Origin of the sequence: Pedobacter superstes (assembly GCF_037622515.1) — a bacterium.
In the GTDB taxonomy this organism is placed as follows: domain Bacteria; phylum Bacteroidota; class Bacteroidia; order Sphingobacteriales; family Sphingobacteriaceae; genus Paradesertivirga; species Paradesertivirga superstes.
On sequence record NZ_JBBJCN010000001.1, the window covers coordinates 803926 to 819285 of the forward strand.

Sequence of the window (15360 nt, forward strand, 5' to 3'; positions counted from 1 at the left end):
TAAACAACGGGTTTTCCCGCAGCAAACAGATTAGATTGCCAGAGGACAGTTACACTGTTATGTTTAGGACTTTGTTTCCCTCAGCTTGTTGTCAGCCGCCTTCCTTTTCAATGCGATGTACTCGGACGGTTGCATATTGAATTTAGCCTTAAACGATTTGGCAAAGTAATTTGGGGTGGCAAATCCGACCATATAGGCAATCTGCGCCACATTCATGTCGCTTTTTTCGAGCAAAACAGCAGCCTTATCAAGCTTAACCGATCGTATGTATTCAACAGGCGAAAGGCCTGTGAGTTCAAGTATCTTATTGTATAGTGATCCCCGGCTCATACCAACATGCCGGCTAAGGTCCTCAACCGAGAGTTGAGGATTGTTGATATTTTCCTCAATGTACAGCACTACCTTATTCAATAATTTATCACTATGCGATTCTATTACGGGTTCGGACGAATGAACTTTTATCTGCTTGGTGTACGTGTTCTTTAAGGTTGAATTAAGAACAAGCAGGTTTTTGATCTTAGCGTTCAAAATCTCAAAGTTAAAGGGTTTAGTCATGTAATCATTTGCTCCTGTTTCAAGGCCCTTAATCTGCTCCTCCTCGCCTGTTAAGGCAGTTAACAAAATGATCGGAATATGACTGGTGCGCTTATCTGATTTCACCTTCCTGCAAAACTCGATTCCGTCCATTAAGGGCATATTGATATCGCTTACGATAATTTGAGGATGGTTTGCCAAAGCCTTTTGCCAGCCCTCCTTTCCGTTAGTTGCTTCGTAAACCTTGTAAAAGTTTTTCAGATTATCTTTCAGATAGAACCTAAAATCATCATTATCCTCTACAAGTAAGATTGATGCTATTTCAACTGCCGATCCGTTTTGTCTCTCTGCGACTTCAACTGCTGCTTCAGGTTCTTCTTCAGGGTACTGATCTGGTGCCGGCTTGGCAGTCGAAGCCACTTCCAAACTGGATGTTTCAATAAATTCAAGAGGAGAAAAAGGAAGATGAATGATAAAGCTGCTTCCTTTTTCCAGCTCGCTTTCTACCCGAATTGTTCCGCCGTGCATTTTCACAAACTCGCGGGTAATAGAGAGTCCGATACCGCTCCCCTGATTTAGAATCGAGGCTGCAGTATCGCTTTGAAAAAAGCGGTCAAAAATCTTTTCCTGCTTGTCGGCCGGAATTCCTATCCCGGTATCTGTAACCTTAATAATTATAGATGATCCCACATCCGGCCCTCCTTCCGGAGCCTTTTCCAGCTCCACTTTTATACTACCCCCACCAGAAGTAAACTTGAACGCATTGGACAATACATTGAACAGGATGCGTTCTATTTTATCATGGTCGAAAGTAGTATAATAGTTTTCTATAGAACTCTCGAACAGGAGAATGATATTTTTTCGCTCACTCAAATCTTTGAACGAATCGACAACCTCGCTGACAAAAGAAACCAGCTCGCCCTGCGATATATTCAACCGTAATTCGTGTTCCTCCATTTTCCTGAAATCGAGCAATTGATTAACAAGGTTCAGAAGCCTTCGCGCATTTCTCTTAACCATATACAACTGGCTCTTGCCAGCTTCCATCACCTTATCTGACAGAAGCGTGTCCACAGGTCCCATAATTAATGAAATTGGAGTCCGAAACTCGTGGCTTAAATTAGTTAAGAACTTGATTTTTAGCATATCAAGCTCGTGAAGGCGTTCAACCTCCTTCCGTTCCTGATCAACCTGCTGTTTCGCCTCCATTTTTTCCTGTTCAATCCGGAATTCGCGCTTCAGCTTTTGAATACCCCTGTATCGCAGATAAAACAATATGCCCAAGAAGGCGAATCCGTAAAAGATATACGCGTATATGGTTAACCAAAAAGGTGGCTCGACATGAATCTTTATAGTAGTGACTTTCCCGTAAGCTGTTCCATCGGCATTACTCACCCGAACTTTAAACACATAGTCTCCTGGATCTATATTGGTATAGGAAGCCGTCTTTGAAGTTCCTACCTCATTCCATGATTTGTCAAAACCCTCCAGCTTGTAAGAATACCTGTATTGCTGCGGAATAGTATAACTGAGTGCAACAAATCCGAGGGTAAAATTTTGTTTATAATCGAGATTAATTTCCTTCGCGATTGAAATATGTTCTTCAAGAGGTGAGTGTTCTGCCGGAACGACCGTGTTATTATCAACTTTCAATTCCCTGATCAGAACATTCGGAATATCTGTATTGATCCTGATATCGTGGGGATAGAAATAGTTGAAGCCATCCAGTCCTCCAAAATACATTTCTCCGCCGGATAACCTTAGGCCAGCTCCCTGATTAAAATTACTATTTTGAACACCATTATACCTGTTATAGTTCCTGAACTTCCTGGTTTTCGGATCGAAGCTGCTGATCCCGGAATTTGTACTCAGCCATAACAGCCCGCTCTTGTCCTCCAGGATTTTATAAACGACCCCATTGGCCAGGCCATCCCGTTCTGAAAAAGAGATAAACTCTTCTTTTTTCCGGTCTAAGAAACTTAGGCCGCCGCCGAGTGTGCCCACCCAAATATTCTGACGACTATCGGCGAATATAGACAGGACTACATTGCTCGGCAACTTGCTGGTGTTCTGGTCATAGAGCTTTGCGGACTTTGTCTCGGGGTTAAAAACGGTCATTCCCGAACCGTGAGTACCTATCCAGATATTACCCGCACTATCCTCTTCAATCGTTCGTATATAGGCGTTTACAGGCAAATTCCCTGGCTTTGCAAGTGGCGATTCCCGGTGATAATTACTGAAAGTTTGCGACTCCGGGTGATACACATTCACTCCTCCTCCGTTTGTTCCTATCCATATATTCCCTTTAGAGTCTTCCTTCAGGCAAAATACATTATTATTCGTGATTGAAGCCGAGGAGCTCCCCTGAAGAAATTGCCGGTATTTCCCGGTTTGGGGATCAAATTCGAAAAGTCCATTCGAATATGTACCAATCCATAAACGATTATTTCTGGCCATTTCGAGTGCCAGGATACTTAAATCCCCCGATTGAGCTCCTGTTCCTTTCGGATGCAGACCATAGTGAGTAAAGAGTTCTGTCTTCCGGTGAAACAGATTAAGTCCACCTCCGTCTGTTCCAACGAAAACATCACCGTTTGCAGCTTCGGCAAAGGCCATCACATTTGAACCATTCAGGCCCCTGGTATCAAAGGGGTTGCTTTGTTTCAGGTTAAAAAGGCTTAGATTCTTATCATATTTGTTAATACCGCCTTTAAAGGTTCCTGCCCAATAGATGCCCTGCCTGTCGATATAGATATGACGAATAGACTTGGCGGTCAGGCTATGAATGTCCCGGCTGTCCGGCTTATAGGTTTCGATCCTGAACGATCTGATATCAAGAATATTTAAACCCTCTTCGGTGCCCAGCCACAGCTTGCCTCCGGGATCAGCGGCAATGGAATATACATCGTTACTTGCTAAAGTAGTGTTATCGCCCGCCCGATGCAGGAAGTTTCTGAAACTCCTACCGTCAGGCATCAGCATACTCAGGCCCTGTTCCGTGCCGATCCAGATATTACCGGCAGCATCCTCTGCAATACATCTTATCGAATTACTTACAAGACTTGAAGCCGATGCGGGAGAGTGCCCGAAATGCGAAAAAGAATTTTCTTTCCTGTTATACAAGAATACGCCCTTATCGGTTCCTACCCAAAGCCGGCGCCTGCTATCCTCAAAAAGAGCAATCACGTTGCTAGTCGACAAGCTGCCAGCGCGTAAAGGGTTAACGGTAAACTGCGATACTTTTTTTGTTTTGGGATCAATCACGCTCAGTCCTGAAAAACTCGACACCCAAACCTTTCCCAGGTAATCGCTGCAGACAGCCCGAATAACACTGCTTTGTGCATCGAAACCGGAAAATGAAGTTAATCGTTTGAACGAATCCCTTTTTCTGTCGTAAATAACTAATGACCCTCCGTTGGTCCCAATCCAGAGGTTTCCTGAGCGGTCTTCGTGAAGCGACACGACGTAGTTCGTCGGCAGGCTGCCGGGATCCAGGTCGCTGTGGCGATAAACGGTAAAGCTCGTACCGTCGTACTTATTAAGTCCGTCTTCGGTGGCGAACCACATCAAACCCTCACGATCTTTTAAAATCGACGTGACGGTGTTCGACGACAAGCCGTCTTTCGTGGTAAGGGACGTGAAATTTATCCTTTGCGGTCGCGCATATGAAACCTGTATTATCCATACAGAAATTAAGCAAAAGCAGAAAAATTGTTTCAATATCAAGCTGTTTAGCATAATTTTGGCCAGTTCATTAATTGTGTTATCCCGGAAAACTGAATCGGAAAACTCACATCATCCATCAAAATCACATCCCCTTCTTGTATAGAAATTCCAGGTTTAAGTCAGGGCAAAGAATGATTTGAAATTGGTTATGAAGACGAAATTACACATAAAAGCCATTGGCAAGAGAAACAAATGTTAATTTAATGCTACCTAAGTTAAAAAAGCTTTACTATAAGAGGTTGGGGGCGGATTTCGGAATTTTATTTTTAATTATTAAGAGTTAATTAAACAATAATGGTGCAAGTTCCCGCAGGCTTCGCCGCCATGTTAAAAATTCATGGGCCGTATTCTCCGAAACATAAGAAACTGCATTATAGCCTGCTTCTGTTAAGGCCGCAACAGCATTTTTCACCCCTTCCGGACGCTCTTTACTTCCACAACTGATGAATATTAATCCGGGTTTGGCTTTATCTTTAAGTTCCCCGGGATTATATGTTCCTCCACTTAAGAGAGCATAATAACCGAATAGATCAGGCTTATTAAGTGTTATGGTATGCGTTTCCATGCCGCCCATTGATAAACCAGCCATAGCCCGGTTTTTTCTGTTCGCAATAGTTTGAAAATTAGCATCCACATACGGAATCAGTTCCTCCGTTAACACTGTTTGGAACCCCTCTATTTTAAAATCTCTCATGCGGCCCCACTTAGTTTCATTCGTCATGCCATATGTCATAACAATAATGAAGGGCTTGACTTTACTCTCAGCTATAAGGTTGTCCAAAATCAGATTCGCGCGGCCCTGGTTGCTCCATGCAGTCTCGTCCTCGCCCCAGCCATGTTGCAGATATAAGACAGGATACCGGCTGCCTTTCTTTCCATAACCTGGAGGTGTGTACACGTACGCTCGCCTTGAGGTTCCGGTACTTTTTGAGGGGAATAAGATTTGCTGTACATTCCCATGAGGAACGTCTTTAAGGGCATAGAAATCCTGATCTTTTGCCGGGATCTCAATTCCGCTTTCCCAACGGGTTGAACCGTAAAAGTTCAAAGCTCCCGGATCGTTAAAAACACCGCCATCAATTGTTAGATGATAATAATGGAAACCTTCATCCATTGGACCTGAAGTGGTTCCTGTAAAGAATCCATCAGGGTCTTTACTGAGCCGGGTGCCTCCCTGACCGCCAAGACCGAGACTAACTCTGATACTGTCAGCCTGGGGCGCTTTTACTTTAAAACGGGCATAGCCTTGTGAATTTACCTGGGGATACTCTTGTCCGGGTTGGTTCAGCGCGGAAGGTTTAAAATCTTCTTTAACGCCCTCAGTGCCGGTTTGGGCATAAGTAAATCCGCATATTAGTGTGATTGTAAGAGCAATGATGAGGCGTTTAACGTTCATATTTTATTTGGTTAGGTTTTCTCGTTGAATTAGCCAGTTAAGCCTACTTCTCTTTCATTTTAATTCCGCATTTTTAATAATTTTATCACTCGGAAGCAAAAATAAATTATACGTCTTTACCACGCCTTTATAATCAAACCTAACTATCGCAGTAGCAGATGCTGATGTTGCCTGAGTTACCGCCACTTTAACAGCAGGATTACTTGCTGAAGCCGATACAACAGGCATTCCGGTCGTGCCCGAAGGAATGGTATAAGTTGTCTCATAAATGTCGTAGCCCACTATTCCGTTTGCATCCGTAGATCTAACAGGCGTTTCCGGCATATTTATTGACTTTCCGTTAACTTGAATGTTTACAGTCGGCACAACCGGAGCAACGAGTTCCTGATTCTTAGAACTAAATCCAAGGCCCATTAAATCGAAAAGTGCTTCCGATTCTCCTCCTTCGGCCACTAAATAAATGGCGTGCTTCTTATCGAGATGATCCACAAATTTGGCTACATCCACTGTGAACTTAGTAGCTTCCTGCTTAGCACCGGCCGGAACGATAATTTCGCCAATTTTTTTCCCGTTCCATGTTTTATTATCCCAGGGTCCGTCTAACCAAACATTAACTTTAAATGAATTTTTAGTCTTTGGAGTAAGGAAGAGATTAAATGCTGTCTTGTTCTTTTTCCCGGTTCCTTCGAAGGCATTTAAACCATTTTTATCGCGCTTAAGGCCTCCGAAACCAAAATACTTATAGCCTATGATGTGGCCGCTTTTCACTTTAGTAATGGGCATGTGGTTGTCCCATATATCCCATGAATCCTGCTGGATACTATTGTCCGAAAGATAAGAAGCATAACCAGCAGAATAATATTGGTATGGATCAAGTCCGTACATATGGAAACCTTCCGAGGTCACTTCGGCTCCTTTATATTCTTTTCCCTGGCTGTCATTTGCCGTCCATATTTTATTCTCCGAATACGGGTCGTAAGCTCTGATATAAACCATTCCCCCTTCTGATACTGATTTTTCATCCCAGGCAACACTAATGGGCGCTACCACTGCCTGGCGTGCGAAACCGAACCCTCTTGGAGGTCTGTGATAAAACACATACCATTGGCCATTAATCTGCTGTATACTACCATGAGTATTGTGCCCCGCATTGCTTGTTTGTATTGCGGATCCGTCCTTGTTTAGTACTGGGGCACGCGAGTCGACCAAAACGCCCCCACTTTTCCAGGGTCCTAATGGTGAATCGCCAACAACATAACGCAGGGTAGAGTTAGAGCTGCTTACGCCATACTCAGGCCCGGAATAACCACTGTAAATTGATACATATTTGTTTCCGACCTTTCGAATAGAGGATGCCTCAAAAAAATTAAATGTTCCCAAATCTTCACCTGGATAAATTTGCGGAAATTCAGTCCCTTTCGGATCGCGGATTACTCCGTACCTCGAACTGGCGGGTAAAAAGCGTTCAATGATTTTGGTTCCGGGTCTGATTGAGTACATGGTGTTCTGATCCAGCTGTGCCGCTGTCGATCTTTGAAATCCCCAATATCCATATGCCCTGAAGCCAATCTCATAGTCGGGATCTTTAGGATCGGTAATGTTTTCAATATAAACAGCCGGGTCAAATCCCAACACACTTCCAGGAACTGTACGTTTTCCGTCCTCGGAAAGGTTTACCGGGGTAAAAGGACCATCCGGCCGGCTTCCTTTAACCACCATCGCTTCTCTGTTCGGACCGCGACTGTGCGGGTATAGATAGTATTCTTTTTTTCCGTTTCTTCTTTTCACCTCAACAAGATCGGGTGCATACATTACGTCCCATTTCCCATCTACCGCGTACGTAAAAATAGCACCTTCATCACGCCAGCTGGCAAGGTCTTCTACAGGAGCCGACCACATCCGGATATCCGGACCGCAATAGCTTGTGAGCCTCAAATCATGCGACCCGATGATATAGGCACGAAATTTCCCAGGTTTATCGGGATCTTCAAATACACGTGGTTCTCCATCAGGTAAATGCTCCCACAGTGGAAGATAAGGATTTCCTATGGAGCGATGGACAAAGCGATTCCCCGATTTCTTGCCTGGACCTGCATTATTTTGTCCATTTGCCGCTGTTACAGAAAACAGGAACGTAGCTATACATAATAAAACTAGGTTTTGACTTCTTATGGCAAATTTTGATATTCTCATATACTTTATATTTTCTTTCTTACTGATTACTCATTCAGCCCGGCTTTCCAGCTTTGGATACCGGCTCATAATTGATCTCATAGAGGGAACAACCTACCATCCTTTCATAAAGCGTATTTGTTCTCCCAACTAAATTTTCCCGTTTTTAACTGGTTTTTCCTAAAGTTGTATGTCATTTGCGGAAGTTGCATACAGGCCTATCAAACTCCCTGTAAAGCCGCCTGCTACGTTAGTCGAAAGAATATCTCCCGATACCGTACCCCCAACATTTTTAAAATTCTGTTTATCTACCGAATAATTGAACCTGTAATCATCCCCATCTGCTTCCACTTGTAATTGAACAGGTTTGCTGACGTCTATTTTCTCACTGGCTACGTTAGTGGTATTACCCTTTTCTGTTCTAGCCAAAACTATGTAATGATCATTTCCCTTTTTTGTTAGCCCGAAAACATAGTTAAACTTCTCGCTCTGATAGCAAACTATACCCGCGAGGTCCTTCTCAGATTGTGGAGTGTACTTTAAAGTCGCTCCTGCATTGAAGGTATTATGTTGCTGCCTGTGAAAAAGCGTAGATGTGGGCACGCCAGCCTTAATGTTCTGGTTAAAAGGCGTTATTGTCAGGCCGTTCTTTGTAACCGTCACAAATTCTTCGCGCGGCCCTCTCACCCCAATCCACCTGTGATCAAGGGTTTTGGCCTTGAAGTTATCTGTAAAGGTGAAATTACCATTCGGAAAGAATCCGTTCTGGCCGTTTTGGTTTTTCACGCCTCCGGGAGTTTTCAATTTAGGTTTTAATGGAACAAGTCCACTTTCAAAAACCGGAAACTTTCCGCTCCAGTCTACCGGCAGAATGAAGGTTTCTCGTCCGGTATTCACCCGACCTTTCAGGTTCGGACGCACAGCCAGAAATACCCCGTAATATTTGCCATCAGCGGCTTCTACCAAATCTGCATGTCCGGCCCAATCTACTTTATCAGCTCTGTTTGCCGGGAAATATCGCTGCGTAAGTATAGGATTGCTATTTGCAGGAATAAAGGGTCCTTTAGGATTATCGCTCACAAAAATAACTTCGCTATGCCAGTCGCCGGTACCCCCTTCGGCGCACATTAAATAATAAAGACCATTCTTTTTGTAAAGATGCGGAGCCTCAATCCAAATCGGCTTTTGACTTATATCGGTTCCGCCGTTTACCACAATTTTGTCTGTGCCGGGAATTATCTTATCGTTTTGAATATCATATTCCCAAACTTTTATAACCCGATGGCCATTGTATAGCTCCTTTCCCTTTGGCGGAGCATCGTTATGGAACACATATGACTTTCCATCATCGTCGAAGAAAAGCGATGGATCAATGCCGTCAAACGCAAGTTTGATAGCATCGCCCCAGCCCTTTGCCGGATCCTTTGTTTTTACCACCATATTACCCATTCCTCCTGCAATTTGTGTAGTTATCATATAGAAGGTGTCGTTGTTCTTATTATACTTGATATCCGGTGCATATATCCCGGCAGAAATCCCTGAGTTCTGTACTTTCAGTTGCGAAGGCCTTTCGAGTACGTGCCCCAATTGTTTCCAGTTTACCAGATCATTAGAATGAAAAATAGGCACTCCCGGGAACATCGCAAATGAGGAGCTTACCAGATAATAATCATTCCCTTTACGGGTAATACTTGGGTCAGGATAACATCCCTGTAATACGGGTGTGAAGAATTCATCGGGCTGCAGCGGATTTTCCTTGTATATACGATCATCTCCCCGGTATGAAAACTGAGTGAACAAAGGTGCATTCATAGAAGCCTTACTACGTTCCTGTGAAGATACTTCTGAAAAAAACAAGATGGAGAGCAATGGAATTATGATCCGCGGTGATGAAGAGAATAGTTTAGTTTTGTTCATTATATTGTTTATGATATATAAAGTTGTTCCTTAATACAGCATCCGCTTTGGTTAAATACATGTCAAAATAAATTATTAAGGGTTATCTATGGCTTAATAGGTTATCCGGTTGCATCAGAAACATTGTAAAGATAAAGAGGAGGCTGAGGAGCGAGATGCTTCGAATGTTTAAACTGACTGCACGAATGTTCAGAAAATCGTGATAGTATCGTTTTAACGAACGACTGGTGCAGTTAGGAAACAAAATTCAAACTTTATTCTCAGAGTTTCTCTCCCGTCTCAAGGAAAACATCTTAATTATACCGGAATAAAACAGCTGCGTACCGGCTGCGACGAGTTGCTTCCCGCCTGGCAAAAGGGAGAATCCTGTTTAAAGAATTTACTAAAAATATAAGGAACTCCAGTTTGTTTGGATAAAGACCAACGTTTACCAAAGTCTTCTACCCTCTCTGCCCAGACTTCTCTCCGAAACGCCGAGAAAGGCTGCTGCCCCGACCAGGACAACGTCTTCTTAATAGCATTGGTTGAGACACCAGCCCCTTTCAGATCCTTAACTTAATTCCATTTGTTTCTGTCCTGGAGAGTATCGCTTTAACCTATTGGATTAAAAGGGTATTTAAAATAACATTCCCGCTCTTTGGATTTGTTTCGTCTGGCTGACTACCGCCAATGCCAATTCCAAGCTTTCCTTTGAACTGTCTGCGCGTTCCATCCTGGCTTATATATGACAGGTCGTCTGGAGTAAGCGTGAATCTGACGATTTTACTTTCTCCGGGGTTCAAAGTAAGGCGCTGAAAACCTTTTAAAGCCTTAGATGCGACTTTGAGAGATTTATCCTGATTAATCAAGTATAACTGCGCAACTTCTTCACCCGCCACTTTTCCTGTATTAGTAAGCCTCACAGAAACCGAAGCACTTTTCCCCTTTTGAACAGAAACAGGCATTGCCAGCTGATCATAACGGAAGCGGGTATAACTTAAACCATATCCGAAGCCATAAAGCGGCTTTCCTTTAAAATAACGATAGGTCCGGTTGGTCATGTCATAATTAGTAAAAGCTTCAAGATCGGCATCGCTGCCATAAAAGGTTACAGGCAGCCGTCCGGCAGGATTATAATCACCGAAGATGACGTCTGCTACCGATGTTCCTGCAGCTTGTCCACCGTACCACGCGTTAAGAATAGCAGGTATATTTTTCGCTTCCCATGGGATGGCGATAGCACTGCCGGTCATCATTACAAATACAACCGGCTTACCTGTAGACTTTAAAGCCTTCATCAATTCAGTTTGCACAGCCGGAAGTAAAATAGAAGTCCGGTCGCCGCCATCAAAACCGGGATAATTAACACGCATTTCCTCGCCTTCAAGTTGGGGGGAAATACCTCCAGCAAAAACAAATGCATCCGCATCTGTATGCTTCTGTGTCAGTGCTGCAAAATTGCTTCGCTGATAATCACCAACGCTTAGCCTTACATTACCTTTTCCTTCTCCCTGCCAGTATTCCAGCACAAGCTGATACACAGAGTCTTTTTGAGTTTGCAAGCGATACGTTCTGGCACCCCAGCGATTCCGGGACCATGCATCTACTACCGTCTTTCCGTTAATTATAAAGCGATAGCCATCATCAGCTTCGAGTTCGAAAGTTATATTACCAGACGAAGCCGCTTTAAAACCGGTAGTATAGCGTGACGAGAAATTGTTTGCTTGCAAACCTTGCGCTACCTGCTCTCCCTCCTGCCATAAATTATTTAAGTTTTGCTCCATCCTAACAAGCTGCGGCACACCCTGGAGTTCTCTATTTTTAAAATATTCCGCCCTGAAACCCTGCGTCCCATTGAACGAGTATTGCCGACTCACATCCTGATATACAAGGAGCGTATCATTAGTAAAATTGATTACCTTTTCATAAACCACTTCTGTGTTTTTTCCAACTTTATCTTTTATCCCCTGCAATATGGTAGTAATCTTAGAAGGTGTGCCATTATAATTACCAAGTACCGAGATCGAATTATCCGCATTTGGCCCCAATACCACAATCTTTTTTAGTGTTTTTTTCAAGGGAAGTGTCTGGCTTTCGTTCTTCAGTAAAACGATAGATTGACGGGCCATTTTCAAAGCGTGATCACGATGAGCCGGACTTTCCAGAACAGAAAAAGGTGTCTGGGCAAATTTCACCATCGATGGAGGATCGAACATGCCGAGCCTGAAGCGTATCATGAACAGGCGTTTCACAGAAACATCAATTTGCTTCTCCGTGATTTTCCCTTCTTTAACAGCCTGAACAAGGGCTTTATATGCATCGGTACCGCAGTCGATATCGGTTCCATGAAATACCGCATCGGCAGAAGCGGAAGCCGCATCGGGATGGGTTTTGTGGTTCTTATAAAAATCATCAATTGCCCAGCAATCTGAGGTAACGTATCCGTCAAATTTCCACTGATTTCTGAGGATGTCTGTCATCAAAATATCGCTTGCACAGCATGGTTGGGTTCGGAAGGCGTTGTAAGCGCACATCACCCCGGCTACTTTTGAATCAACTACCAGCTTTTGAAAAGCAGGCAGGTAGGTATCCCAAAGGTCATAAGCGCTGACATCCGCATTATACACATGTCGTAAAGGCTCTGGTCCGCTATGCACCGCATAGTGTTTAGCACAGGCAGCTGCCAGTAAATATTTAGAATCATTACCCTGCAACCCCCGCACGAAAGCGTCGCCCATAACTCCCGTAAGAAAGGGATCTTCCCCATACGTTTCCTGTCCGCGTCCCCATCTTGGGTCCCGGAAGATATTAATATTAGGAGTCCAGTAAGTTAATCCTAGATAACGCTCATTGGTTCTTCCGGTTTCTACCGCTTTATTGTAAATAGCACGCCCCTCAAGGGCGCTGTAGTTAGCCATTTTTGATAATGAGGTCGCATCGAAGGTTGCTGCCATACCAATAGCCTGCGGGTATACTGTAACCTTAAACGGAGTTCGGGCAACTCCGTGAAGCGTTTCATTCCACCAATCATAAGCCGGTATACCTAATCGTGGTATCGCCGGTGACGAATTTAGCATTTGAGAAACTTTCTCTTCTAAAGTCAGCCGGGCAACAAGATCAGCTACACGGTTCTCAAACGTTAAGTTATAATTATTGAAGGGGAATTTATCGTTCCTGGCGAACGTCAACTGACAGATAAGCAATTGAACGAACAACAGAAATACAGTATGCAGGGCCTTAAATGTCATAATTAACGAAGCTCTTAATTCAAAATTGGTGAGTGGTTTGTGTGATATTATTGCTCCGGTTTTCCGTAGGGTTCAATAGTAACAATTTTACCGTCTGGCGTATAGTTCAGCTCTGTAACCTTAACATTCCTAAGGTGAGTTTTACCTTTCGATAATTGGGTATCATGATAAAACAGATACCATTTATCTTTAAACTCTACAATAGAATGATGTGAAGTCCAGCCAATAACAGGTTTCAGAATTACACCCTGATAAGTAAAAGGACCGTAGGGATTGTCTCCGATCGCATAACAAAGATTGTGTGTATCACCCGTTGAATAAGAAAAATAGTATTTGCCATTGTATTTATGCATCCATGAAGCTTCAAAAAAGCGCCTGTCGTGGTCGCCTCCCTTTAATGGCTTACCGTTCTCATCAAGTATCAGCACGTCTTTAGGATTCTCGGCAAATTCAAGCATATTAGAAGTCATTTTAGCTATTTTTGGAGCTAAGGCCGGTTGGTCATCCTTTCCCAAGTCGGTTTTTGAGCCGTTTGGATTAAATTTACCATCGGCCCACTTCTGAAGCTGACCACCCCAGATACCACCAAAATACATATAACTTTGACCATCCGCATCAGTAAAAACAGATGGATCGATACTAAAGCTATTTTTTATAGGTGCTGGTTGCGGCTTGAACGGACCCTGTGGTTTATCGCTTTCTGCCACGCCAATACGGAATACATCCTGCTTGTCTCTAACGGGGAAGTAAAGATAATACCTGCCATTTTTATATGCCGCATCGGGAGCCCAAAGCTGCTTACCTGCCCAGGGAATATCACTTACTTTCAGGGCAACTCCATGATCCTTTACCTTTCCCCCAACGCTGTCCATGGAATAGATGTAATAATCATTCATCGCGAAATGATCACCGTTGTCATTTTCGGAGACTCCAGCGTCAAAATCATGAGAAGGATAGACGAAAATCCTGCCTTCAAATACATGAGCAGACGGATCTGCGCTGTATCGCTGGTTAATAAGCGGTTGTGAAATGGAATTGCCGAAGCCATCCGCTTGCTTTGTTATTTTCGTTGATGCCGCATTACTGCCTGCATTCTGACTTTGACCCTGTGAACATGATGAGAGGCCAACCACAGCAGCTGTAAAAAAAAGTGTTCTTATTATCATTTAGTTCTTAATAATTTTAATAATTTTCTATTGGCGATTGCTCAGTTGGTTAAATTTTATCTATCCTCCCCACAGAGTTTGGGAAGCTAATTTATATCCAACACAATTAAAGATCAGTTTCGCCCAGTTAGCTATGGCAGTAAAAGTAGGTGAATGCAGCTTACAGGAATGTTATAATTGTTTAAGTTTCTGGATGAAATGTTCAAAAAAATCTCAAAATCAGACTTATTATCAAACTTTTCCAGAATACCTGCAATAGAAGCCTCTGCCAGATAAACAATTAGCCATCCGAACGGCTTCATTGCTTATTTATATTCCATCAGAGAACGGATCCGTCTCATTTTTATATGCTAAACATATACTCCATAAAGCTTTACAAACCTCGCATATACAGTATTGGCTTTACAGTAATTTAGGCCGATATTTAATACCGCTGATAACAGCCAGGCGGTTGGTCGTAGTTCGCTTAGTAATACGATATGATTAAAAGAATATCATTAAAGAAACAAGCACACAGAAACTTGAAGATTTAAAAACCTAATTAAAATAACAGTACAACATGAAATTTTTTATTGATACAGCAAATCTCGCTCAAATTATAGAAGCCCATGATTTAGGGATACTGGATGGGGTAACAACTAATCCGAGTCTGATGGCTAAAGAAGGAATCACGGGACAAGAAAACGTGATCAACCATTATAAGACTATTTGCGAAATTACAGACGGAGACGTGAGCGCAGAAGTTATTGCTACGGATTATAGCGAAATGGTTGCTGAAGGCGAAGCCCTGGCCAAACTCCATGAAAATATTGTGGTGAAACTGCCGATGACAAAAGACGGGGTTAAAGCACTCAAATATTTTAGTTCTAAAGGCATCAAAACTAACTGCACGCTGGTGTTCTCAGCAGGCCAGGCTTTGCTGGCTGCGAAGGCAGGCGCTACTTATGTTTCTCCTTTTATCGGCCGTTTAGATGATGTTTCAACTGATGGCTTAGCGTTAATCCAGGATATCAGGTTAATTTATGATAATTACGGCTATACTACACAAATCCTGGCCGCTTCTGTTCGTCATACCATGCATATTGTGAATTGTGCAAAATTAGGAGCAGATGTAATTACAGGACCTCTTTCTGCAATTGCAGGATTATTAAAACACCCACTAACAGATAACGGATTAGCGCAATTTTTAGCAGATCACGCTAAAGCAGCTGGTAAATAGTAA

7 protein-coding genes are annotated in these 15360 nt (G+C 43.0%); 1 reads left to right on the plus strand and 6 read right to left on the minus strand.

What is annotated here, in order from left to right; genetic code table 11:
• Positions 1-63 precede the first annotated feature (63 nt).
• The 6 genes from WG906_RS03525 to WG906_RS03550 all read right to left on the minus strand — a co-directional run bounded on the left by WG906_RS03525 (position 64) and on the right by WG906_RS03550 (position 14138).
• Positions 64-4254 carry a hybrid sensor histidine kinase/response regulator transcription factor gene (locus WG906_RS03525; RefSeq protein WP_339991139.1) on the minus strand — a complete coding sequence of 1397 codons (4191 nt, stop codon included), beginning with the start codon at positions 4252-4254 and terminating at the stop codon, positions 64-66.
• A 286-nt stretch (positions 4255-4540) separates the two neighbouring features.
• Entirely contained in the window at positions 4541-5656 is a 1116-nt protein-coding gene (locus WG906_RS03530) for an alpha/beta hydrolase-fold protein (RefSeq protein WP_339991140.1), read from the minus strand.
• 54 nt (positions 5657-5710) lie between these two features.
• Entirely contained in the window at positions 5711-7849 is a 2139-nt protein-coding gene (locus WG906_RS03535; protein WP_339991141.1) for a hypothetical protein, read from the minus strand.
• A 159-nt stretch (positions 7850-8008) separates the two neighbouring features.
• On the minus strand, positions 8009-9745 hold the full coding sequence (locus tag WG906_RS03540; RefSeq protein ID WP_339991142.1) for a glycoside hydrolase family 43 protein: 1737 nt from the start codon (positions 9743-9745) through the stop codon (positions 8009-8011).
• 596 nt (positions 9746-10341) lie between these two features.
• Entirely contained in the window at positions 10342-12972 is a 2631-nt protein-coding gene (locus WG906_RS03545) for a glycoside hydrolase family 3 C-terminal domain-containing protein (protein WP_339991143.1), read from the minus strand.
• A gap of 47 nt (positions 12973-13019) precedes the next feature.
• On the minus strand, positions 13020-14138 hold the full coding sequence (locus tag WG906_RS03550) for a glycoside hydrolase family 43 protein (protein ID WP_339991144.1): 1119 nt from the start codon (positions 14136-14138) through the stop codon (positions 13020-13022).
• Between the two features lie 559 nt (positions 14139-14697).
• On the opposite strand from WG906_RS03550, the gene fsa reads away from it, so the two are divergent.
• A complete protein-coding gene (fsa, locus tag WG906_RS03555) occupies positions 14698-15357 on the plus strand; it encodes a fructose-6-phosphate aldolase (RefSeq protein WP_339991145.1) in 660 nt (219 codons plus the stop codon).
• Positions 15358-15360 lie beyond the last annotated feature (3 nt).

Coding starts and splice junctions, on each gene's coding strand:
- WG906_RS03545 (WP_339991143.1), bottom strand. CDS start 12,972: ATGACATTTAAGGCCCTGCATACTGTATTTCTGTTGTTCGTTCAATTG.
- WG906_RS03550 (WP_339991144.1), bottom strand. CDS start 14,138: ATGATAATAAGAACACTTTTTTTTACAGCTGCTGTGGTTGGCCTCTCA.
- WG906_RS03535 (WP_339991141.1), bottom strand. CDS start 7,849: ATGAGAATATCAAAATTTGCCATAAGAAGTCAAAACCTAGTTTTATTA.
- fsa (WP_339991145.1), top strand. CDS start 14,698: ATGAAATTTTTTATTGATACAGCAAATCTCGCTCAAATTATAGAAGCC.
- WG906_RS03540 (WP_339991142.1), bottom strand. CDS start 9,745: ATGAACAAAACTAAACTATTCTCTTCATCACCGCGGATCATAATTCCA.
- WG906_RS03530 (WP_339991140.1), bottom strand. CDS start 5,656: ATGAACGTTAAACGCCTCATCATTGCTCTTACAATCACACTAATATGC.